Annotated in this window: 21 protein-coding genes; 16 read left to right on the top strand and 5 right to left on the bottom strand. The window is 60.5% G+C overall.

Going from position 1 to position 23,147, the window contains the following annotated elements; genetic code table 11:
• Position 1: 1 nt before the first annotated feature.
• Together lolA and ftsK are read right to left on the bottom strand one after the other, a co-directional pair.
• Complete coding sequence (gene lolA / locus SA496_RS10520) at positions 2-628, bottom strand: outer membrane lipoprotein chaperone LolA (RefSeq protein ID WP_120651278.1); 627 nt, start codon at positions 626-628, stop codon at positions 2-4.
• A gap of 29 nt (positions 629-657) precedes the next feature.
• On the bottom strand, positions 658-3,066 hold the full coding sequence (ftsK, locus tag SA496_RS10515; protein WP_120651279.1) for a DNA translocase FtsK: 2,409 nt from the start codon (positions 3,064-3,066) through the stop codon (positions 658-660).
• A gap of 266 nt (positions 3,067-3,332) precedes the next feature.
• Between ftsK and trxB the strand changes: the two genes are divergently transcribed.
• The 4 genes from trxB (at position 3,333) to infA (ending at position 6,083) form a co-directional block, all read left to right on the top strand.
• Positions 3,333-4,283 (top strand): thioredoxin-disulfide reductase, encoded by a 951-nt coding sequence (trxB, locus tag SA496_RS10510; RefSeq protein WP_120651280.1) that lies wholly within the window; start codon positions 3,333-3,335, stop codon positions 4,281-4,283.
• Between the two features lie 37 nt (positions 4,284-4,320).
• On the top strand, positions 4,321-5,001 hold the full coding sequence (aat, locus tag SA496_RS10505) for a leucyl/phenylalanyl-tRNA--protein transferase (protein WP_120651281.1): 681 nt from the start codon (positions 4,321-4,323) through the stop codon (positions 4,999-5,001).
• Positions 5,002-5,055: 54 nt separating this feature from the next.
• Complete coding sequence (locus SA496_RS10500) at positions 5,056-5,763, top strand: arginyltransferase (RefSeq protein WP_153922510.1); 708 nt, start codon at positions 5,056-5,058, stop codon at positions 5,761-5,763.
• A 101-nt stretch (positions 5,764-5,864) separates the two neighbouring features.
• A complete protein-coding gene (infA, locus tag SA496_RS10495; protein ID WP_016492441.1) occupies positions 5,865-6,083 on the top strand; it encodes a translation initiation factor IF-1 in 219 nt (72 codons plus the stop codon).
• A gap of 53 nt (positions 6,084-6,136) precedes the next feature.
• Here the strand turns inward: infA and clpA are convergent, their stop codons facing one another.
• Both clpA and clpS read right to left on the bottom strand, forming a co-directional pair.
• Positions 6,137-8,407, bottom strand: coding sequence for an ATP-dependent Clp protease ATP-binding subunit ClpA (gene clpA / locus SA496_RS10490; RefSeq protein WP_120651282.1), 2,271 nt, complete (start codon positions 8,405-8,407; stop codon positions 6,137-6,139).
• Between the two features lie 28 nt (positions 8,408-8,435).
• Complete coding sequence (gene clpS / locus SA496_RS10485) at positions 8,436-8,798, bottom strand: ATP-dependent Clp protease adapter ClpS (protein WP_120655211.1); 363 nt, start codon at positions 8,796-8,798, stop codon at positions 8,436-8,438.
• Positions 8,799-9,028: 230 nt separating this feature from the next.
• Here clpS and cspD point away from each other — a divergent pair, with 230 nt between their 5' ends.
• Positions 9,029-9,292: a cold shock domain-containing protein CspD gene (cspD, locus tag SA496_RS10480; RefSeq protein WP_120651283.1), complete on the top strand. Its 264-nt coding sequence runs from the start codon at positions 9,029-9,031 to the stop codon at positions 9,290-9,292.
• 67 nt (positions 9,293-9,359) lie between these two features.
• Here cspD and icd read toward each other — a convergent pair whose 3' ends face one another.
• Positions 9,360-10,616 (bottom strand): NADP-dependent isocitrate dehydrogenase, encoded by a 1,257-nt coding sequence (icd, locus tag SA496_RS10475; protein WP_120651284.1) that lies wholly within the window; start codon positions 10,614-10,616, stop codon positions 9,360-9,362.
• Positions 10,617-10,972: 356 nt separating this feature from the next.
• On the opposite strand from icd, the gene SA496_RS10470 reads away from it, so the two are divergent.
• The 11 genes from SA496_RS10470 (at position 10,973) to SA496_RS10420 (ending at position 23,099) form a co-directional block, all read left to right on the top strand.
• Positions 10,973-13,201 carry an NADP-dependent isocitrate dehydrogenase gene (locus SA496_RS10470; RefSeq protein ID WP_120651285.1) on the top strand — a complete coding sequence of 743 codons (2,229 nt, stop codon included), beginning with the start codon at positions 10,973-10,975 and terminating at the stop codon, positions 13,199-13,201.
• A 100-nt stretch (positions 13,202-13,301) separates the two neighbouring features.
• Positions 13,302-13,745 (top strand): NUDIX hydrolase, encoded by a 444-nt coding sequence (locus tag SA496_RS10465; RefSeq protein WP_120651286.1) that lies wholly within the window; start codon positions 13,302-13,304, stop codon positions 13,743-13,745.
• A 137-nt stretch (positions 13,746-13,882) separates the two neighbouring features.
• On the top strand, positions 13,883-15,001 hold the full coding sequence (gene mnmA / locus SA496_RS10460) for a tRNA 2-thiouridine(34) synthase MnmA (protein ID WP_330115382.1): 1,119 nt from the start codon (positions 13,883-13,885) through the stop codon (positions 14,999-15,001).
• Complete coding sequence (gene hflD, locus SA496_RS10455) at positions 14,998-15,618, top strand: high frequency lysogenization protein HflD (RefSeq protein ID WP_120651288.1); 621 nt, start codon at positions 14,998-15,000, stop codon at positions 15,616-15,618. The genes mnmA and hflD overlap by 4 nt, the downstream gene beginning before the upstream one ends.
• Positions 15,619-15,726: 108 nt before the next feature.
• A complete protein-coding gene (purB, locus tag SA496_RS10450; RefSeq protein ID WP_153922512.1) occupies positions 15,727-17,097 on the top strand; it encodes an adenylosuccinate lyase in 1,371 nt (456 codons plus the stop codon).
• 60 nt (positions 17,098-17,157) lie between these two features.
• Complete coding sequence (locus SA496_RS10445; protein ID WP_120651290.1) at positions 17,158-18,324, top strand: ribosomal protein uL16 3-hydroxylase; 1,167 nt, start codon at positions 17,158-17,160, stop codon at positions 18,322-18,324.
• Positions 18,317-18,742, top strand: a complete 426-nt coding sequence (locus SA496_RS10440; protein WP_028628738.1) for a GNAT family N-acetyltransferase — start codon at positions 18,317-18,319, stop codon at positions 18,740-18,742. Before SA496_RS10445 ends, SA496_RS10440 begins: the two co-directional genes overlap by 8 nt.
• An 8-nt stretch (positions 18,743-18,750) precedes the next feature.
• Positions 18,751-19,380, top strand: coding sequence for a DUF7931 domain-containing protein (locus SA496_RS10435; RefSeq protein WP_330115381.1), 630 nt, complete (start codon positions 18,751-18,753; stop codon positions 19,378-19,380).
• Positions 19,377-20,186 (top strand): secretin N-terminal domain-containing protein, encoded by an 810-nt coding sequence (locus SA496_RS10430; protein WP_330115380.1) that lies wholly within the window; start codon positions 19,377-19,379, stop codon positions 20,184-20,186. The genes SA496_RS10435 and SA496_RS10430 overlap by 4 nt, the downstream gene beginning before the upstream one ends.
• 511 nt (positions 20,187-20,697) lie before the next feature.
• Positions 20,698-22,293 (top strand): isocitrate lyase, encoded by a 1,596-nt coding sequence (locus SA496_RS10425; RefSeq protein ID WP_120651293.1) that lies wholly within the window; start codon positions 20,698-20,700, stop codon positions 22,291-22,293.
• Positions 22,294-22,499: 206 nt separating this feature from the next.
• Positions 22,500-23,099 (top strand): murein L,D-transpeptidase catalytic domain-containing protein, encoded by a 600-nt coding sequence (locus SA496_RS10420; RefSeq protein WP_330115379.1) that lies wholly within the window; start codon positions 22,500-22,502, stop codon positions 23,097-23,099.
• The last annotated feature ends 48 nt before the right edge of the window (positions 23,100-23,147 follow it).

Genomic DNA, 23,147 nt, shown 5'->3' with positions numbered 1-23,147 from the left:
CTTATTCCTGGATGACGTCGGCGCCTTCCGGGATATTGAAGTTGAACTGCGCGGTATCGATCGCCTGGTTCATCTTGACCCCGAGGAAGAGGATGTTGGTGCGCTGGCCGACGCTGTCGATCAGTTGCATGTCGTTGATCACACCGTTACGGAACGACAGGCGCAGGGTGTCGAACAGGGTGTCCTTGGCCTTGGGCTTGAGAATGAAGTCCACCACGTCGCCGCCTTCCTTGTGGGTGATCTCGAAGTTCTCGCTGATCTTCGATACGTCACCCGACAACAGCAGGGCCGGAGTGTGGGTCAGGCGTTGATCCAGGGTCTGGATGGTCACCTGTTGCAGATCCGGGTCGTAGAGCCAGACTTTCTCGCCGTTGGAGACCAGCAGTTGCTCCATTGGGGCATCGGTATGCCAGCGGAACAGGCCCGGACGCTTTAGCGAGAGCTCACCAGAGGTTTCTTGCAATTGAGTGCCGGAACCATCGAGGGTCAGCTGGGAAAATCGACCAGTAATGGTCTGCGCCTTGTTCAGCATTTCTGTCAGGCGGCTGATGGCCGCCTTGTCGTCAGCCTGGGCAGTCAGAGCAGACAGGCCGAGTACAGCAACCATGAGCATGCGGATCAGTCGCATGGAATTCCTCGTCAAAAATCCGTTTCGGATTAGTCTCGCACCGGTGACGGCGCGATAACTTCGCGCGAACCGTTGCCGTTCATGGGGCTCACAACCCCAGCCATTTCCATCGCCTCGATCATGCGCGCGGCGCGGTTGTAGCCAATCTTCAGCTTGCGCTGTACTGCGGAGATCGAAGCGCGGCGGCTTTCGGTCACAAAGCGTACCGCCTCGTCATAGAGCGGGTCGTCTTCGCTGCCCTCGCTACCGCCTTCACCTCCCTCGCCACCGGAGAAGCTGCCAGCGCCCTCTTCCGCGCCTGCAAGGATGTCTTCGATGTAGTCCGGTGCGCCGCGCAACTTCCAGGCTTCCACCACACGATGCACTTCGTCGTCAGAAACGAACGCGCCGTGGACGCGGATCGGCAAGCCAGTCCCTGGCGGTAGGTAAAGCATGTCGCCATGGCCAAGCAGTTGCTCCGCTCCGCCCTGATCGAGGATGGTGCGGGAGTCGATCTTGCTGGACACCTGGAAGGCCATGCGGGTCGGGATGTTGGCCTTGATCAGGCCTGTAATCACGTCAACCGAAGGACGCTGAGTCGCGAGTATCAGATGGATACCAGCCGCACGGGCCTTCTGGGCGATACGGGCAATCAGTTCTTCCACTTTCTTGCCGACGATCATCATCATGTCTGCGAATTCGTCGACGACCACCACGATGGTCGGCAGCGTCTTCAGCAGAGGCGCTTCGTCTTCCATGCTTTCGCGACGATAGAGCGGATCAGTCAGCGGGGTACCAGCTTCCTCGGCATCTTTAACCTTACGGTTGAAACCGGCGAGGTTCCGTACACCCATGGCCGCCATCAGCTTGTAGCGCCGCTCCATCTCGGCAACGCTCCAGCGCAGGGCGTTGGCCGCCTCCTTCATGTCAGTGACCACCGGACACAGCAGATGAGGAATACCTTCGTAGATGGAGAGTTCCAGCATCTTCGGGTCGATCATGATCATCCGCGCCTGCTCGGGCGTGGACTTGAACAGGATCGACAGGATCATGGCGTTCACACCGACCGACTTACCGGAACCGGTGGTACCGGCGACCAGCAGGTGGGGCATCTTGGCGAGATCGGTAATGATCGGCTTACCGCCAATGTCGTGCCCCAGGGCAAGGGTGACGGGCGACTTGGCCTCGTCGTACTCGGACGAGGAAAGCACTTCGGAGAAACGCACGATCTGGCGGTCTTCGTTGGGAATCTCGATACCGACGGTCGTCTTGCCGGGAATCACTTCCACCACGCGAACGCTGATTACTGCCAGGGAGCGGGCCAGGTCCTTCGCCAGGTTGGAAATCCGGCTGACTTTCACACCTGCGGCAGGTTGAATCTCGAAGCGAGTGATCACCGGGCCGGGGTGCACGGATTCCACGATCACTTCAACGCCGAATTCCTTCAGCTTGATCTCCAAAAGGCGCGACATGGCCTCCAGGGATTCCGGAGAGAAGCTCTTCTGCTTCTTCTCGGCAACATCGAGGATGGAAATAGGCGGCAAGGTGCCTTCGACAGCGGTATCGACAAACAACGGCGCCTGTTTTTCCTTCTGCACGCGCTTACTCGGTTCCGCGGGTTTGGGCGGCGGCGGCGGAGTAATGACCGGCGCCGGGCGCTTCTCGCGTTCAGTCATGTGCTTGGTCAAGGCCTCTTCGCGCTCGATCAGACGCTCCTTGACCTTGGCCTGTTCGCGACGGTCCGGCACTACCGGTGCAGCGACTTCGTTCACGCGCACATCCACTTCACGCAGCTTGGCTACAAGTTGCTTGCGCTCGAGGCGCGCACTCCACCAGCGATTCACGGCGTTCTGAATGAGTTCGAAGAGATCGAGGGTGATCTTGCCGGTCAGATCCATGACCTTGAACCAGGAAAGGTCGGTAAACACCGTCAGACCGAAGAGGAAGAGTGCAAAGAACAGCAAGGTGCTGCCCTGCACGTTGAGTGCATTGACTGCCAGATGGCTGAGGCTCTCGCCCAAGGCACCGCCGGCAGACGCTGGAAGCCCGGCATGGTCCTGGAAATGGATATCGGCCAGTGCTGCACCAGAAAGCACGAGGAAGACCAGGCCGATCAGGCGCCATGAAAACAGCCAGCCGCTCCAATCGATGGGTTCGTGGCGATGGCGGAAGACTTGCAGGGTCTTGATCGCCAGCAGCAGCGGGAAGACATAGGCAAAGTAGCCCAAGGCCATGAACAGGATGTCGGCGAACCAGGCACCCAGGCGGCCGGCCGCATTCTGCACTTGCTCGACGTTGCTGGTGTGGGTCCAGCCCGGATCAGAGGAGTCGTAGGTGAGCAATGCCATCCACAGATAGAGGCAGACCGCCCCCAGCGCGATCAACGCACCTTCCTTGAGGCGATAATGCAATTGCTGGCGCCAGACAGGAATCTGGGCTCTGGTCGTGGAATTCTTCAAAACGCGTCTTTTCCTGCGCCCATGGCGCGTTCAAGAGTCGGTCGAGGGTGAAAAACTGCAAGGCACAGTGCCATTACGAGCTCCAACCCATTCGGAACGCGGCCCATTGTACGGATTTGCCTGCGCGACGCCATGTGGGAACTGATTGTCGCCCCAGCGTTTTGGCGACGTCTCGCGCTTCGGTGTAGCATAGCCGCCAACAATTTGCGCAATGCTCAATTGGAGCATGCATTCTCTTTCGTGACAAAGACTTATGGAGCCTTTTTATGAGCGAAGTCAAGCATTCCCGATTGATCGTACTGGGCTCCGGCCCGGCGGGCTACACCGCGGCCGTCTATGCCGCTCGCGCCAACCTCAAGCCTGTTGTGATCACGGGCATCCAGCCCGGCGGCCAACTGACCACCACAACTGAAGTGGACAACTGGCCAGGCGACGTCGAAGGCCTCACCGGCCCGGCACTGATGGAGCGCATGCAGAAGCATGCCGAGCGCTTCGATACCGAGATTGTCTACGACCACATTCACACCGCCGAGTTGCAGAAGCGCCCCTTCATCCTCAAGGGCGACAGCGGCACCTACAGCTGCGACGCCTTGATCCTGGCGACTGGCGCCTCCGCCCAGTACCTCGGCTTGCCCTCTGAGGAAGCCTTCGCCGGCAAGGGCGTCTCCGCCTGCGCGACCTGCGACGGCTTTTTCTATCGCAACCAGGTGGTTTGCGTTATTGGCGGCGGCAATACCGCGGTCGAGGAAGCCCTATACCTGGCCAACATCGCCAAGGAAGTCCACCTGATCCACCGCCGCGACAAGCTGCGCTCGGAAAAGATTCTTCAGGACAAGCTGTTCGAGAAGGCTGCAAACGGCAACGTACGCCTGCACTGGAACCACACTCTGGACGAAGTCCTGGGTGACAATACCGGCGTAACCGGTGTGCGCCTGAAAAACACCGCCGACGGCACCACCAAGGAGCTTTCCCTGGCAGGTGTCTTCATCGCCATTGGTCACAAGCCGAACACCGACCTATTCAAGGGCCAGCTGGAAATGCGCGACGGCTACCTGATCGTCCAGGGCGGCCTCGAAGGCAATGCCACCGCCACCAGCATCCCTGGGGTGTTCGCTGCCGGCGACGTGGCTGACCACGTCTACCGCCAGGCCATCACTTCCGCCGGCTCGGGCTGCATGGCCGCGCTGGACGCCGAAAAGTTCCTCGACGACAACTGACAGGAAAGGCGGGCTCCGGCCCGCCCTCCCCTCCCCCATGCTTACCTGGCTACAACGCGACTCCCTCGAGTTCCCGCCGCTCGGCCGAGCGATGCGCGAACCAAATGGCCTGCTGGCAGCCGGCGGCGATCTCTCGCCAGAGCGCCTGATCCAGGCCTACCGCCATGGATGCTTCCCCTGGTACCAGGATGGCCAGCCCATCCTCTGGTGGTCTCCCGACCCACGCACAGTGCTGCAGCCGCAGGAAATCCACATTTCCCGCAGCCTATCGAAGCTGCTACGCCAGGGACGCTTTCGCGTGACGTTCGACCAGGCGTTTCAATCCGTCATAGAAGGCTGTGCCGGCCCACGGAATTACACCGACGGCACCTGGATCACCCCGGCAATGCAGGCGGCCTACACAGAACTGCACCGCCGCAACGTCGCGCACTCGGTGGAGGTCTGGAAAGACGATGAACTTGTCGGCGGCCTCTATGGCCTAGCGATCGGCAAGCTGTTTTTTGGCGAGTCCATGTTCAGTCGGACAGACAACGCGTCAAAAGTCGGTTTCGCCACACTGGTGCAGCATCTGAATCAATGGGGCTTTGTGCTGATCGACTGCCAGATGCCCACCCAACACCTGCAGAGCTTTGGCGCCCGCACGATCAGCCGCGAGAAGTTTACCCGCTACCTGCAGCTCTACCTCGACCAACCGAACGCCGCAGACTGGATCGCCTAGGCGAGCCCCGCAGCCTGACATACACTTGCTGAAGGGATTTCCCGGGGGTTGATCATGACCGAGCTGGCTCGTCTCAAGTTTTACGCCACTCAGCCGCATCCATGCAGCTACCTGCCCGAGGAGCAGGCCACCACCCTGTTCCTCGACCCCAGCCAGCCCATGGACGTGGACGTCTATGCCGAGCTATCGGAAATGGGCTTCCGCCGCAGCGGCGACCACCTCTATCGCCCGCATTGCCAGCGCTGCAATGCCTGCGTACCCGCACGCATCCCCGCCGACCAGTTCATCCCCAGCCGCCAACAGAAGCGCATCCTCAAGCGTAACGGCGACCTGACCGTAACCGCAGTGCGCCCATCCTTCACCGAGGAGTACTACGCGCTTTACGTCCGGTACATCGAGCAGCGCCACTCCGATGGCGACATGTATCCACCCAGCCGGGACCAATTTTCCACCTTCCTGGTCCGCGACCTGCCCTTTTCACGCTTCTACGAATTCCGCCTCAAGGACGAGCTCAAGGCCGTGGCGGTGACGGACGTGCTGCCAAACGGACTTTCCGCGGTCTACACCTTCTACGATCCCGATGAGGAGAGACGCAGCCTTGGCCGCTACGCCATTCTCTGGCAGATAGGCGAAAGCGCTCGCCTTGGCCTACAGGCCGTGTATCTCGGCTACTGGATCAAGAACTGCAGGAAGATGAACTACAAGACCCAGTACCGCCCGATCGAACTCTTCGTCAATCAGCGCTGGGTGACGCTCAGCTGAAGCCCTTGGCGAGCAGTGCTATTTTCGGGCACAATGCACGCCGTTTTTGCCCGCCGCACTTTGTGGTCGGGCCCATCTCTGAATACCGAGGGCTTTACTGCATGTCGAAAGAAGACAGCTTCGAAATGGAAGGCACTGTCATCGACACCCTGCCCAACACCATGTTCCGTGTGGAGTTGGAAAATGGGCACGTCGTCACCGCGCACATTTCCGGCAAGATGCGCAAGAATTACATCCGCATCCTCACCGGCGATAAGGTTCGCGTCGAGCTGACGCCGTACGATCTGAGCAAAGGCCGCATCACCTACCGCGCCCGCTGATCAGAAAGTCATGAAAAAGCCCGGCAATTGCCGGGCTTTTTTGTGGATGACCGTCAGGCCATCTCTGCAGTTGTCTCGAACTCGAAGCTGAGCTCTTCGTCCTTGACGTCGACATGCACCAAACCGCCGTGCTCGGCCAGTTCACCAAAGAGGATCTCTTCGGCCAGAGGCCGCTTGATCTTGTCCTGGATCAAACGCGCCATGGGACGCGCGCCCATCTGGGCATCGTAGCCACGCTCGGCCAGCCAGCCACGCGCCTCGTCGCTGACCACCAACTGCACGCGCTTGTCTTCCAGTTGCGCCTGAAGTTCGGTGAGGAACTTGTCCACGACATTCTTGATGACTTCGTGGCTCAGGCGACCAAACTGGATGATAGTGTCCAGACGGTTGCGGAACTCCGGCGTGAAGCTCTTGCGAATGACCTCCATGGCGTCCGAGGAGTGATCCTGCAGGGTGAAGCCAATGGAGGCGCGTGCAGCAGTTTCGGCGCCGGCGTTGGTGGTCATGATCAGGATCACGTTGCGGAAATCCGCCTTGCGTCCGTTATTGTCAGTCAGGGTGCCGTGATCCATCACCTGCAGCAGCAGATTGAAGACTTCCGGATGGGCCTTCTCGATTTCGTCCAGCAGCAGTACGCAGTGCGGCATCTTGGTGATGGCCTCGGTCAGCAAGCCGCCCTGGTCGAAACCAACATAGCCCGGAGGCGCACCAATCAGACGCGAAACAGTGTGCCGCTCCATGTACTCGGACATGTCGAAGCGAAGCAACTCGATACCCATCGCCTTTGCCAGCTGCCGGGCAACTTCAGTCTTGCCGACCCCAGTGGGACCAGCAAAGAGGAAGGAGCCCACAGGCTTGTCCGGAGATTTGAGGCCGGCACGGGACAGCTTGATCGCAGTGGACAGGGAGTCGATGGCGGCGTCCTGACCAAACACGGTCAGCTTCAGGTCGCGCTCCAGATTACGCAGCAGTTCCTTGTCGGAACTGGTGACGTGTTTTGGAGGAATCCGTGCGATCTTGGCAACGATGTCTTCGACCTGCGCCACTTCAATGCGCTTGGCACGCTTCTCCTCCGGCTGTAGCCGCTGGTATGCACCCGCCTCATCGATCACATCGATCGCCTTGTCGGGCATATGCCGATCATTGATGTAACGCGCCGCCAGCTCAGCAGCAGCACGCAACGCCTCGTCGCTGTACTCGATATGGTGATGCTGCTCGAAACGCGCCTTGAGCCCCCTGAGGATGCCTACGGTGTCTTCGACGGAAGGCTCAGTCACATCGACTTTCTGGAAGCGCCGAGCGAGAGCCCGATCCTTCTCGAAGATGCCACGGAACTCCTGGAAGGTAGTGGAGCCGATGCAGCGGATCTCACCCGACGAAAGCAGGGGCTTGAGCAAGTTGGATGCATCCATCACACCACCCGAGGCAGCTCCAGCCCCAATGATGGTGTGGATCTCATCGATGAAAAGAATGGCATGGGGGCGCTTGCGCAGTTCGTTGAGCAGCGCCTTGAAGCGCTTCTCGAAGTCGCCGCGATACTTGGTTCCCGCCAGCAGTGCACCTAGATCCAGGGAGTAGACCACGCTGTCAGCCAGCAGATCAGGCACCTGATTGTCGACGATACGCTTCGCCAGCCCCTCGGCGATGGCGGTCTTGCCGACACCAGCCTCACCGACCAGCAGCGGGTTGTTCTTGCGACGACGCGCCAGAATCTGTGCGACGCGCTCGACTTCATTCTCACGCCCCACCAACGGATCGATACGCCCCATCCGCGCCAGTTCGTTCAGGTTGCTGGCATAGGCATCGAGGGGATGACCCGAGGCGGCGGCCTCACCACCCTCCTCGTCCTGCATTTCCTGGTCGTGATCGTGCTGCTCCCCGTGCCCTGGCACTTTAGAAATACCGTGGGCGATGTAATTGACGACATCGATACGAGCCACACTCTGCTGTTTCAGCAGGAATACAGCCTGGCTCTCCTGCTCACTGAAGATCGCAACCAGCACGTTAGCACCGGTCACTTCGCGCTTGCCGGAACTTTGCACGTGGAACACCGCGCGCTGCAGAACGCGCTGGAAGCCGAGCGTTGGCTGGGTTTCACGATCTTCGTCGTGCTGAGGAATCAGCGGGGTGGTGGAGTCAATGAACTCCTGCAGGTCGTGCCGCAGCTTGTCCATATTCGCGCCGCATGCACGCAGTACTGTTGCAGCAGCTTCGTTGTCCAGCAGGGCGAGCAACAGGTGCTCGACCGTCATGAATTCGTGACGCTTGGCGCGGGCCTCCTTGAAGGCAAGATTGAGGGTGACTTCGAGCTCGCGGTTCAACATGGCTTCACCTCATACCCAAGGGGCGGCATTAACCGTCCTTCTCGATCTCACAGAGCAGCGGATGCTGGCTCTCTCTCGCATATTGATTGACCTGCATGGCCTTGGTTTCGGCTATGTCACGCGTAAACACGCCGCAAACCGCCCGACCTTCCGTATGCACGGTCAGCATGATCTTGGTGGCGAGTTCCCGGTTCATACCGAAGAACGTTTCGAGCACCTCGACCACGAAATCCATTGGGGTGTAGTCATCGTTAAACATGACCACCTTATACATAGGTGGCGCCTGCAGGGCTGGCTTGGCTTCCTGCACTGCCAAGCCCGTGGAGTCGTCCTCATGATGCTGCGGACTGTCCTGATTGAATGTTAGTCGAATCTGGCTGCTTGCATGCATGCTGGAATTAAAGGTCATAGGTGAGTGAAAAACGGCCGCTGGAAAGACTTTGATCCGTTTCTCAGGCGATGCCGGGAACGCCTTGACTAACGGCAAAACGGTGTTACAACCAGTGGATACCCGTCTTCGGGTATCAGGGGTTCCACGTGCGTGGCCAAGGCGGCCCTAAGGGCGTGGAGTCGAAGTGGATGATACTCCAGTGATGGAGTCCTTTGCAGAGGGATATCAGCATGCTTAGCGGTAAGGTCAAGTGGTTCAACAACGCCAAAGGCTATGGATTTATCCTTGCCGAAGGCCGAGATGAGGACCTGTTCGCCCACTATTCGGCCATCCAGATGGACGGCTACAAGACGCTAAAGGCTGGACAGCCGGTAAGCTTCGATATCATCCAGGGCCCGAAAGGCCTGCATGCCGTGAACATTCGTCCGGTCACGGCCACCACCGAAGCGCCTGCCGCAATCAGCCACCCCCAGGGCAGCACGGTAGAAGTTTAAGCCCTCGAAATATTTGGGCAAAAAAAGGCCGGTCAGTTGACCGGCCTTTTTGTTTCCGCCTTCAGGCTCACATGTGGGCGATGATGGCGTCACCGAACTCGGAGCAGGACAGCAACTTGGCGCCATCCATCAGGCGCTCGAAGTCGTAGGTAACGGTCTTCGCCGCGATGGCCCCATTGGTGCCTTCGATGATCAGGTCAGCCGCTTCGGTCCAGCCCATGTGGCGCAGCATCATCTCCGCAGAAAGGATGACCGAGCCCGGATTGACCTTGTCCTGACCAGCGTACTTCGGCGCAGTGCCGTGAGTGGCCTCGAACATGGCGACGGTGTCGGACAGGTTGGCGCCAGGGGCGATACCGATACCGCCCACCTCTGCGGCCAGCGCGTCCGAGAGGTAGTCACCGTTCAGGTTCAGGGTGGCGATGACGTCGTACTCGGCCGGACGCAGGAGGATCTGCTGAAGCATGGCATCAGCGATCACATCCTTGACCACCACGTTCTTGCCGGTGCGAGGATTCTTGAACTGCATCCACGGGCCGCCATCCAGCAACTCGGCACCGAACTCGTCACGCGCGACTTCGTAGCCCCATTCCTTGAAGGCACCTTCGGTGAACTTCATGATGTTGCCCTTGTGAACGATGGTCACGGAGCTGCGATCATTGTCCACGGCGTATTGCAGAGCCTTGCGTACCAGTCGCTTGGTGCCGTCCTGGGAAACCGGCTTGATGCCGATGCCGCAGTTCTCTGTGAAACGGATTTTCTTGACGCCCATTTCCTCGGTGAGGAACTTGATGACCTTCTCGGCTTCGGGACTACCGGCCTTCCATTCGACACCTGCGTAGATGTCTTCGGAGTTCTCACGGAAGATCACCATGTCAACGTCGCCGGGCTTCTTCACCGGACTGGGAACGCCCTCGAACCAGCGAACCGGGCGCTGGCAAACGTAGAGATCAAGCTCCTGGCGCAGAGCCACGTTGAGCGAGCGGATGCCACCACCGACAGGCGTGGTCAGCGGCCCCTTGATGGAGACGACGTAGTCGCGAACGGCTTCCAGGGTCTCTTTCGGCAGCCAGGTGTCCTGGTCGTATACCTGAGTGGCCTTCTCACCGGCATAGACCTCCATCCACGAGATCTTGCGGGCGCCGCTGTAGGCCTTGGCGACCGCAGCATCCACCACCTTGATCATGACAGGACTGATATCAACGCCAATGCCGTCACCCTCGATGAAAGGAATGATCGGGTTGTTCGGTACATTCAGGGACATATCTGCATTGACGGTGATTTTGTCACCGACTGCCGGCACCTGGATCTTTTGGTATCCCATGCTGAGCTCCGTTTGTGGTTGAGAACGCTCTTGCAGCTCGTGAGCCTACTCCAGTTGGGCGGTCATCGACCATATCTTCCTTAGTCGAAAACAGCCCCTCGCGTCAGCCCGCCTAAAGGAGTGGTATACTGCGCGCCGTGACTTGACAGTCATCGAGGGCGAGCAGTCTGGGACCAGACTCACTGTCCTCGCAGCGGCCCAACCACCACCATGGCAAAGCCGTACAACGCTCTACTGGCGCTTCATTACCCCCGCGGCAAATCTCGACACAGCTCAACTTCGACATTGAGCGAATGTGCCTACCAATGCGCTTCGAGACTCTGTGCGCGCCCAGAAAAGAAGAGAGTTAAACGTTAATGTCCAACCGTCCGAAGATTACATACACCTTCACCGACGAAGCCCCTGCGCTCGCCACCTACTCGCTCCTCCCGATCGTCAAAGCCTTCGCCGCCTCGGCCGGCATCGACGTCGAAACCCGCGACATCTCTCTCGCGGGACGAATCCTGGCCTCCTTCGCTGACAAGCTTTCAGCCGACAAGCGCATCGAAGACGATCTGGCCTACCTGGCAGTCCTGGCCACTTCGCCGGACGCCAACATCGTAAAACTTCCGAACATCAGCGCCTCGGTGCCGCAGCTCAAAGGCGCGATCGCCGAACTGCAGGCGCTGGGCTACACCATCCCGGACTTCCCGGAAGATCCGCAGACCGACGACGAAAAAGACACACGCGCCCGCTATGCCAAAGTCCTGGGCAGCGCCGTGAACCCGGTCCTGCGCGAAGGCAACTCCGACCGCCGCGCTCCCGCCGCCGTCAAGGCATACGCCCGGAAGCACCCGCACTCCATGGGCAAATGGAGCATGGCCTCCCGCTCCCACGCCGACTACATGCGTGGCGGCGACTTCTTCTCCAGCGAGCAGTCCATCACCATGGCCAAGGCCGGTGACGTACGCATCGAATTCGTCGGCAAAGACGGCAAGGTCGAAGTCAAGAAGCAGCTCTCCCTGCAGGACGGCGAAGTCCTCGACAGCATGTTCATGAGCTGCAAGAAACTGCGCACCTTCTTCGAGCAGACCCTGCAGGACTGCAAGGAAAGCGGCGTAATGTGGTCCCTGCACGTCAAGGCGACCATGATGAAGGTCTCCCACCCGATCGTGTTCGGCCACGCAGTCAGCGTTTACTACAAGGACGTGTTCGACAAGTACGGCGAGCTGTTCAAGGAACTGGGCGTCAACCCGAACAACGGCATCAGCAGTGTCTACGACAAGATCAAGGCGCTGCCGGCTTCCCAGCAGGAAGAGATCCTCCACGACATCCACGAGGTGTACAGCCACCGCCCGGAAATGGCGATGGTCGACTCCGTGAAGGGCATCACCAACCTGCACATCCCGAGCGACGTGATCGTCGACGCCTCCATGCCTGCGATGATCCGCAACTCCGGCCAGATGTGGGGCAAGGATGGCAAGCAGAAGGACACCAAGGCGGTGATGCCGGAGAGCACTTACGCTCGCATCTACCAGGAAATGATCAACTTCTGCAAAACCAATGGCGCCTTCGACCCGACCACCATGGGCACCGTGCCCAACGTCGGCCTGATGGCCCAGAAAGCTGAAGAGTACGGCTCCCACGACAAGACCTTCGAGATGACCGCCGACGGCACCATGCGCGTCGTGACCGCCGAAGGTACCGTGCTGATGCAGCACGAAGTGGAAGCTGGCGACATCTGGCGCGCCTGCCAGACCAAGGACGCCCCGATCCGTGACTGGGTCAAGCTCGCCGTGACCCGCGCCCGCCAGTCCAGCACCCCGGCCATCTTCTGGCTGGACCCGGAGCGCGCCCACGACCGTGAACTGCGCAAGAAGGTCGAACTGTATCTGCAGGACCACGACCTGACCGGCCTGGACATCAGCATCAAGGGCTACAACGAAGCCATCCGTACCAGCATGGAGCGCCAATTGCGCGGCCAGGACACCATCTCGGTGACAGGCAACGTGCTGCGTGACTACCTGACCGACCTGTTCCCGATCATGGAACTGGGCACCTCGGCCAAGATGCTGTCCATCGTTCCGCTGATGGCGGGCGGCGGCATGTACGAGACCGGTGCCGGCGGTTCGGCTCCGAAGCACGTGCAGCAGCTGGTGGAAGAGAACTACCTGCGCTGGGATTCCCTGGGCGAGTTCCTGGCCCTGGCCGTCTCCCTGGAAGAAACCGGGATCAAGACCGGCAACGCCAAGGCCAAGCTCCTCGGCAAGGCACTGGACGAAGCCACAGGCAAGCTGCTGGACAACAACAAGTCGCCGTCGCGCAAGGTTGGCGAGATCGACAACCGCGGCAGCCACTTCTACCTGGCAATGTACTGGGCCCAAGCCCTGGCCGCCCAGGAGGAAGATGCCGAGCTGAAAGCCCACTTCGCACCGCTGGCGAAAGCCCTGACCGAGCAGGAAGCGACCATCGTCGCCGAACTGAATGGCGCCCAGGGCAAGGCCGTGGAAATCGGCGGCTACTACCGCTCGAACCCAGAGCTGACCAGCCAGGTCATGCGCCCCAGCAGCACCTTCAACGCTGCGATCGACGGTCTGCTGGCCTAATCGCCACCGCAGGACGAAGGAGACCCCGGGCCAAGCCCGGGGTTTCTTTTTTTCACGCCCGACGCCCTATCATGTCGCCCTTTTATCCGGAGCCATTCCGATGACCTGGCAACCCCATATCACCGTCGCAACCGTGGTCGAAGACCAGGGCCGCTTCCTGCTGGTAGAGGAACTGGCCGAAGGGCGCGCCGTGTTCAATCAACCCGCCGGCCATCTGGAGGCCGACGAGACCCTCCTGGAAGCGGCCATGCGAGAGACCTTCGAGGAAACCGGCTGGGAGGTCGAGCTGACTGCCGTAACCGGCATCTATCTCTACACCGCACCCAGCAACGGCGTGACCTACCAGCGCGTCTGCTTCGCCGCCAGGCCACTGCGCCACCACCCGGACCAATCACTGGACGACGGCATCATCGGCCCGCGCTGGTTGACCCGCGAACAGCTCCTGGCCGAGAAGGATCGCTGGCGCAGCCATCTGGTCTTGCGCTGCATCGACGACTACCTGGCCGGCGAACGCTTCCCACTGAGCCTTATCCGCGCCGCCTGAACATTCCAGCCTAAAGAACCTGCTTACGATCTAGTGAGCTAAAGCCTGCTTTCAACGCAGCAGGGCCTTTGCCCCGCTGATCGCGAACCGGTTCTGTTAGAATTCCGCTTTTGCTTACACAACCAGTGCAGATTCCCATGCGTGATCCAGCCAATACCCGCGTCATAGTCGGCATGTCCGGCGGCGTCGACTCCTCAGTTTCCGCCCTCCTCCTGCTTGAACAGGGCTATCAGGTCGAAGGCCTGTTCATGAAGAACTGGGACGAAGACGACGGCACCGAGTACTGCACCGCCAAGGTAGACCTGGCCGATGCCCAGGCCGTCTGTGACCGCATCGGCATCAAGCTGCATACCGCGAACTTCGCCGCCGAATACTGGGACAACGTGTTCGAGCACTTCCTGGCCGAGTACAAGGCCGGCCGTACGCCCAACCCGGACATCCTCTGCAACCGCGAGATCAAGTTCAAAGCGTTCCTCGATTACGCCCTTTCGCTGGGCGCCGACCTGATCGCCACCGGCCACTACGTACGCCGTCGCGACACCGACGGACGCACCGAACTGCTCAAGGGCCTGGACCCAAACAAGGACCAGAGCTACTTCCTCCACGCAGTTGGCGGCGAACAGATTGCCCGCACCCTGTTCCCGGTAGGCGAACTGGAAAAACCCGAAGTGCGCGCCATCGCCGAAAAGTACGGCCTGGCCACCGCTCGCAAGAAGGACTCCACCGGAATCTGCTTCATTGGCGAGCGCCGCTTCACCGATTTCCTCAAGCAGTACCTGCCGGCACAACCCGGCGACATCGAAACCACCGACGGCGACGTCATCGGTCGCCACCACGGCCTGATGTACCACACCATCGGCCAACGCCAGGGCCTGGGCATCGGCGGCATGAAGGACGCTAGCGATGATCCCTGGTACGTCCTGGCAAAAGACCTGACGCGTAACGTACTGATCGTCGGCCAGGGCAACGAAAACCCCTGGCTCTACTCGCGCTCGCTGAATGTCTCGGAGATCTATTGGGTGAACCCAATCGACCTCAGCCAACCCCGGCAACTCAAGGCCAAGGTGCGCTATCGCCAGAGCGACCAGCCCTGCACCCTGGAACAAACCGCCGACGGCTACATTGCGGTGTTCGACGACGCCCAGCGAGCAGTCACCCCGGGACAATCGGTGGTCTTCTACGACGGCGAAATCTGCCTCGGTGGCGGCGTGATCGAAAGCGCCGAGCCTTCGGATGCCGCGGTGATACGTCCATGAACCAGACCCGAGAACAACTGGTTGCACTCGGCGCCGTCTTCGAGGCGGCCGCCCTGGTGGACCGCATCGCAAAAACCGGCCAGATCAGCGAGCCACCACTCGGCTGCATGCTCGGCAGCCTGCTTGTCCGCGACCCGAAGGACACGCTGGACGTATACGGCGGTGACGACATCAACCTGCGCGACGGCTACAAGGCCCTGGCCAGCGCCCTCGAGCGGGAGCCCTCGAGTCTGCAGCGAGAACCCCTGCGCTATGCCCTGGCTCTGCTGACCCTGGAGCGCCAGCTTGCCAAGCGCGGCGACATGCTGGAAGTCATCGGCAATCGCCTGGACCAGATCCAACAGCAGGTACAGCACTTCGGCCTCGTGCATGACAACGTCATCGCCGCCTGCGCCAGCCTCTACCAGGACACGCTGAGCACTTTCCGCCAGCGCATCCAGGTACACGGCGACATGCGCCACCTGCAGCAGTCCAGCAACGCCGCGAAGATTCGCGCCCTCCTCCTCACAGGCATCCGCGCCGCCCGTCTCTGGCGCCAGCTCGGCGGCAACCGCTGGCAGCTGTTGTTCAGCCGCCGCAAGTTGCTCAACGAGCTTTACCCACTCCTGCGCGGCTGACTCGTCTGCGCCATGTGTCGTCGACCGTGGCGCTTGAGCAGCGAGCAGAGAGAAAACCATGTATGATGTGCGCCCCTTTTCGTTGACCGATTGTCCGAGAACGCACTCATGCAGCTTTCCTCGCTCACCGCGGTTTCCCCCGTAGACGGCCGCTACGCCGGCAAAACCAGCGCACTGCGCCCAATCTTCAGCGAATACGGCCTGATCCGTTTCCGCGTCCAGGTAGAGGTCCGCTGGCTGCAGCGACTCGCCGCCCACGCCGGGATTCCGGAAGTCGCGCCCTTCTCCGCTGAAGCCAACGCTCTGCTCGACAAACTGGCCGAAGACTTCCAGCTGGAGCACGCCGAGCGCATCAAGGAAATCGAGCGCACCACCAACCACGATGTGAAAGCCGTGGAATATCTGCTGAAGGAGCAGGCTGCCAAGCTGCCCGAACTGGCCAAGGTCAGCGAATTCATCCACTTCGCCTGCACCAGTGAGGACATCAACAACCTGTCCCACGCCCTGATGCTGCGTGAAGGCCGCGACCAGGTCGTACTGCCGCTGATGCGCCAGCTTGCCAACGCCATCCGTGACCTGGCCGTACGTTTCGCCGATGTACCGATGCTCTCCCGCACCCACGGCCAACCGGCCTCGCCGACCACCCTCGGCAAGGAAATGGCCAACGTCGTGTACCGCCTGGAGCGCCAGATCGCCCAGGTAGCCGCAGTACCGCTGCTGGGCAAGATCAACGGTGCGGTGGGCAACTACAACGCCCACCTGTCCGCCTACCCGGACGTCGACTGGGAAGCCAACGCCCGGGAATTCATCGAAGGCGACCTGGGACTGACCTTCAACCCCTACACCACCCAGATCGAGCCGCACGACTACATCGCCGAGTTGTTCGACGCTGTCGCGCGCTTCAACACCATCCTCATCGACTTCGACCGCGACGTCTGGGGTTACATCTCTCTCGGCTACTTCAAGCAGAAGACCATTGCCGGCGAGATTGGCTCTTCGACCATGCCGCACAAGGTCAACCCGATCGACTTCGAAAACTCCGAAGGCAATCTGGGTATCGCCAATGCGCTGCTCCAGCACCTGGCCAGCAAGCTGCCCATCTCCCGCTGGCAGCGTGACCTGACCGACTCCACCGTACTGCGTAACCTCGGTGTCGGTTTCGCTCACAGCGTCATTGCATACGAAGCAACCCTCAAGGGAATCAGCAAGTTGGAGCTTAATGCTCAACGTATTGCTGAAGATCTGGACGCCTGCTGGGAAGTCCTCGCCGAGCCGATCCAGACTGTGATGCGCCGCTACGCGATCGAGAACCCGTACGAAAAACTCAAGGAACTGACTCGCGGCAAAGGCATTAGCCCCGAAGCGCTGCAGACTTTCATCGACGGCCTGGATATTCCGGCCGAGGCCAAGGCCGAACTGCGCAAAATGACTCCCGCCAGCTACATCGGTAACGCCGTAGCCCAGGCCAAGCGCATCTGATCGGTTTAGAACCAGTGCACGCCCGGCTGTGCCGGGCGTTTTTATTTCAAAGGCTTAGACATGAATCCTGATATTCCTCTTCAACTTTTGGGCGGACTTACCGCGCGTGAATTCCTACGCGATTACTGGCAACAGAAGCCGCTCCTGATCCGTCAGGCGATTCCCGGATTCGAAAGCCCCATTTCCCCTGACGAGCTCGCCGGCCTTTCCCTGGAAGAGGAAGTGGAGTCGCGCCTGGTACTTGAACATGGCGAGCGCCCGTGGGAACTGCGCCGCGGCCCATTCGCCGAAGACACTTATCAGAAACTGCCCGAGCGCGACTGGACCCTGCTGGTCCAAGCCGTCGACCAATTCGTTCCGGAAGTCGCGGAATTGCTGGAACACTTCCGCTTCCTGCCAAGCTGGCGCATCGATGATGTGATGATCAGCTATGCCGCGCCGGGCGGCGGCGTGGGCCCGCACTTCGACAACTACGATGTGTTCCTGCTGCAAGGCCATGGCCGCCGCAACTGGAAGATCGGCCAGATGTGCGATGCCGAGAGCGCCCTACTGCCCCACGCAGACCTGCGCATCCTCGCCGACTTCCAGCAGAGCGAGGAATGGGTTCTGGAACCGGGCGACATGCTTTACCTGCCACCGCGCCTCGCGCATTTCGGCATTGCCGAAGACGACTGCATGACTTACTCCGTGGGCTTCCGCGCTCCCAGCGCCGCCGAAGTGCTGACCCACTTCACTGACTTCCTCGCCCAGTTCATGCCGGACGAAGAGCGCTACAGCGATGCAGGCGCGGCCCCCACGAGCGATCCGCACGAGATCCAGCGCGATGCACTTGATCGCCTCAAATCCCTGCTCAACGAGCACATGAGCGACGAGCGTCTGCTGCTCACCTGGTTCGGCCAGTTCATGACCGAGCCGCGCTACCCGGAACTGGTGGCCGGCGCTGAAGTGGAGGAAGAGGATTTCCTCAGCGCGATCGAAGATGGCGCGGTGCTGATCCGCAACCCCAGTGCGCGCCTGGCCTGGTCTGAAGTCGACGTTGGCCTGGTGCTTTTCGCCAGCGGCCAGAGCCGTCTCCTGCCGGGCAGCCTGCGCGAATTGCTGAAGCTGATTTGCGCCGCTGAAGCATTGCACCTGGAAAATCTCGGCCAATGGCTGGCCGATGACGAGGGGCGTAAGCTTCTTCTCGAACTGGTCAAGCAAGGAAGTCTGGAGTTTGCCGATGAGTGAGATACACGTCCGCGTTGCCGACTGGCAAAAGGACAATGCCGACTTGCGCCGCATCCGTGAGGCCGTATTCATCGCCGAGCAGTCCGTCGCACCGGAACTTGAGTGGGACACCGAAGATGCGGACGCAGTGCACTTTCTCGCCTTCGAGCGGGACTATGCTATCGGCACCGCCCGCCTGCTTCCCGATGGCCACATCGGCCGTGTTTCGGTGCTCAAGGATTGGCGCGGGCTGAAGGTTGGCGACCGCCTGCTGCAGGCGGCCATCGCCGAAGCCGAACGACGTGGCCTGAAGCGCCAGATGCTTTCCGCCCAGGTCCACGCCACCGCGTTCTATGAGCGCCACGGTTTCAAGATCGTCAGCAGCGAGTTCCTCGAAGCAGGCATCCCCCACGTGGACATGGTGCGCGAAAGCCAATAGAGGCCAAGATGAACGAAAACGCCCCGGAAAGCACTGAGAACGAAGTCGAACTGCCGGCCATTGAGTTCCAGTCGCCGGGGCGCTTCAGCGTTCACAACCCTTCTCCGCTGCAGGCTGAAGCGCCCGAATGGGAACCCGCCCCTTTCAGTCTCGGCACCCACGATCGCCTCGAACGCTTCAGCAATCCAGACGAGGCCCGCGCACACGCCCTAGCACTGATGCAACAGGCACGCCGCCGGCTCTGCCTATACAGCCCGGACCTCGAGCCCTGGCTTTACCACAACAGCGCCATCCAGCAGGCCTGCACCCGCCTGCTGGTCAGCGATCCGAAATGCCAGGTGCGCATTCTCGTGCGCGACTTGAGCCGCGCGGTGAAAGAGGGCCATCGCCTGCTCAGTCTCAGCCGGCGCATTTCCAGCAATTTCCAGATTCGCCGGATCAACCCCGACCATCCTTCAGAGGACCTGGCGTACCTGATAGCAGATGATCGCGGACTCCTCGTACGCCCTGAGCCCGAGCAGTATGTCGGCTACACCCTCTACAACGACCCCGGAAGGACCCGGCTGCAGCAGACCCGCTTCGACCAGGCCTGGGACCTGAGCATTACCGATCCCGATTTGCGGAGCTTCCTGATATGACGTCACGCGCGTTGCTTGCTGCCCTCTTGCTGCTCATGTGCCTGCCCCTGCAGGCAGCGACGGAACTCATCCAGTTGCGCTATCGCACGGCGGACGAGCTCCTTCCGATGGTGCAGTCGGTATTGGGCAACGAAGGCCGCGTCAGCGCTTATGGCAACCAACTCATAGTCAACGCTGAGCCGGCCAAGATCAGCGAACTGCGCAACCTCCTCGATCAACTCGACACCCGCCCCCGTCGCCTGCTGATCAGTGTCGACACCAGCGACAGCAACTTCCAGAGCGATCAGGGCTATGCGGTCAATGGTTCTGCCAGTGTTGGCGGCGTCGACGTGCAGGCTGGTCGTGGCGAAGTCCATGGGCGTGACCAGGTGCGCATCATTCGCCGCAGTACCGACAGCCGTGGCGGTGGCGTGCAACAAGTGCAGACCACCGAGGGCTACCCAGCGCTGATCCAGGTCGGCCAGAGCGTCCCCATCACCACCACCAGCAGCGGACCTTACGGTGAGGTCTACAGCAACACGGAATACCGCAACGTGACCCGCGGCTTTTACGTCACCGCCACCCTCACTGGTGAGCTGGTGCACGTCAGCATCAGCAGCAATCGCGACCGTCTGAACAACAGTCAGCCAGGTGTGATCGACGTGCAAAGCACAGACACCAAGGTCAGCGGTCGCCTCGGCGAGTGGATCACCATCGGCGCCGTGAACGAAGACAGCCAGTCTGACCAAAGCGGCTTCCTGCGCCGCCGCACCACCCAGGGCCGCGAAGACATGACCCTGCGACTCAAGGTCGACGCGGTCGACTGATCGCGCACTTTCAGACCGACCAGTCTCCACCTAAAGTATTATGTAGTAGTCGAAAAAAAACACTACAAAACGTTTGACGAACGACTGTTTGAAAGAGCATGATGGCCTCGCTCCCGCTAGCCAGGGGCCCTGAACAGGGCCTCCGGGTCGCGCTCCCAGCCAACCAGCCGAGCCGATCCGTGTTGTAACAGCCCATAAGGCAGTGCGACGAGGTTGCGACTGGAACGAGGTTGTCCTGAGGGACGGGGAAGCACCCGCAACAATCGCAAGATCGAAGGCAGTGCCCGGCAAATCGCCCAACGGTTACCACGAACCGGCAAGTGATGGACGAGCGCAAAACCACCCATCGATTTCGCGAGCGTCTGCAGTCAGTCACCCCTCCTCCAGCTACATCACTCTCCAGTCGGTCCTTCGACGCGCTGCGGTGAGCAACCCGCAATAACCTTCAGAACGCAGGTTTTTGAGTGGGAAAGTCGGTGCTCAACCACATACACACTTTGAAGGATTGACCATGTCCGCTTATCAAAACGACATCAAGGCCATTGCCGCTCTGAAAGAAGCGAACGGTAACAGCTGGAGCGCTATCAACCCCGAGTCGGTTGCCCGTATGCGCGCCCAGAACCGCTTCAAGACCGGTCTGGATATCGCCAAGTACACCGCGGCCATCATGCGCAAGGACATGGCCGAGTACGACGCCGACGCCTCCGTCTACACCCAGTCCCTGGGCTGCTGGCACGGCTTCATCGGTCAGCAGAAGCTGATCTCCATCAAGAAGCACCTGAAAACCACCAACAAGCGCTACCTCTACCTGTCCGGCTGGATGGTTGCCGCGCTGCGTTCCGATTTCGGCCCGCTGCCCGACCAGTCCATGCACGAGAAGACTGCCGTCTCCGGCCTGATCGAAGAGCTCTACACCTTCCTGCGCCAGGCTGACGCCCGTGAGCTGGACCTGCTCTTCACCGCCCTGGACGCTGCCCGCGCCGCTGGCGACAAGGTCAAACAGGACGAGATCCAGGCTCAGATCGACGGCTACGAAACTCACGTAGTGCCGATCATCGCCGACATCGACGCTGGTTTCGGTAACCCGGAAGCCACCTACCTGCTGGCCAAGAAAATGATCGAAGCCGGTGCCTGCTGCATCCAGATCGAGAACCAGGTTTCCGACGAGAAGCAGTGCGGCCACCAGGACGGCAAAGTGACCGTTCCGCACGAAGACTTCCTCGCCAAGATCAACGCTGTTCGCTACGCCTTCCTCGAGCTGGGCGTTGACGACGGTGTGATCGTAGCCCGTACCGACTCGCTGGGTGCCGGCCTGACCAAGCAGATTGCCGTGACCAAGCAACCGGGCGACCTGGGCGACCAGTACAACTCCTTCCTGGACTGCGACGAAATCAACGCATCCGACCTGCAGAACGGCGACGTGGTCATCAACCGCGGCGGCAAGCTGCTGCGTCCGAAGCGCCTGCCGAGCAACCTGTTCCAGTTCCGCAAAGGCACCGGCGAAGACCGCTGTGTCCTGGACTGCATCACCTCGCTGCAGAACGGCGCCGACCTGCTGTGGATCGAAACCGAGAAGCCCCACGTTGGCCAGATCAAAGGCATGGTTGACCGCATCCGCCAGGTCATCCCGAACGCCAAGCTGGTTTACAACAACAGCCCGTCCTTCAACTGGACCCTGAACTTCCGTCAGCAAGTGTTCGATGCATTCGTTGCTGAAGGCAAAGATGTTTCCGCCTACGACCGCGCCAAGCTGATGAGCGTCGAATACGACGAAACCGAGCTGGCCCAGGTTGCAGACGAGAAGATCCGTACCTTCCAGCGTGATGGTTCGGCCCACGCCGGCATCTTCCACCACCTGATCACTCTGCCGACCTACCACACTGCGGCCCTGTCCACCGACAACCTGGCCAAAGGCTACTTCGCCGACCAGGGCATGCTGGCCTACGTGAAGGGTGTTCAGCGTCAGGAACTGCGTCAGGGTATCGCCTGCGTCAAGCACCAGAACATGGCTGGCTCCGACATCGGCGACAACCACAAAGAGTACTTCGCCGGCGAAGCAGCTCTGAAAGCGAGCGGTAAAGACAACACCATGAACCAGTTCCACTAAGAGGAACTGCCACCGGTCGACCACGCATCGACCGGACATGGCAAGTCAGAAACCCCGGTGCATGCACCGGGGTTTTTCTTTGGCGCAACGAAACGATATGAACTTCAGCCGGACGGGCCAGCCCAAAATTAGGCTGAAGACTTAGAAGTTGCCTCCCTGGCGCACCCACTTAGAATTGGTCAAAACAATCCCTTGGAGACCTGGCCGTGCCGAGAGTCCTGCTCCTGATTCTGCTACTGATCTCCCCCGCTCTACGCGCAGGCGACCTGGAGACACTGATCTCCCAGCCATCGCTGGACGAAATCCTCGACGAATTGAAAAGCAGCCAGCACCCACACTTCGCCGTAGTCGACTACGGTCGCTCCTCCACGCTGCCTCGCTTCTACCTCTTCGACAGCCATAGCCACGCACTGCTCGGGAATTTCCGCGTCGCCCACGGCAAGGGCTCGGACCCGGACCATGACGGCAAGGCCGACCACTTCTCCAACGACCCCGGTAGCCGCGCTACCTCCCTCGGCCTGTTCCGCACAGCCCAGGTGTTCGACAGCGAAGAACCGGGCCACGGACGCTCGATGCGCCTGGCGGGCCTTTCGCCAAGCAACAGCAACGCTGAAGAACGCGCCATTGTCATCCACGCCAACGCTTACATGGAGGAAGACTTCATTCGCCAACACGGCGTGCCGGGGCGGAGCTATGGTTGCCTGGTGCTGTCCAGCGCCGATCGCGACCGGGTAATCAAGCAACTTGAAGGCGGCGCGCTGATCTTCGCAATCCGGCAAGACGACCAAGCCCTGGTACGCAACTGAAAACGTGCGCCAAATCCCGCGCAACAGTATCTCCATCCCGCTGTAACC

The sequence above is a fragment of the Pseudomonas sp. JS3066 genome (genome assembly GCF_036328175.1).
Classification (GTDB): domain Bacteria; phylum Pseudomonadota; class Gammaproteobacteria; order Pseudomonadales; family Pseudomonadaceae; genus Metapseudomonas.
Note: the sequence above shows the minus strand (reverse complement) of the source record. Positions and strands in the feature narration are given on the sequence as shown.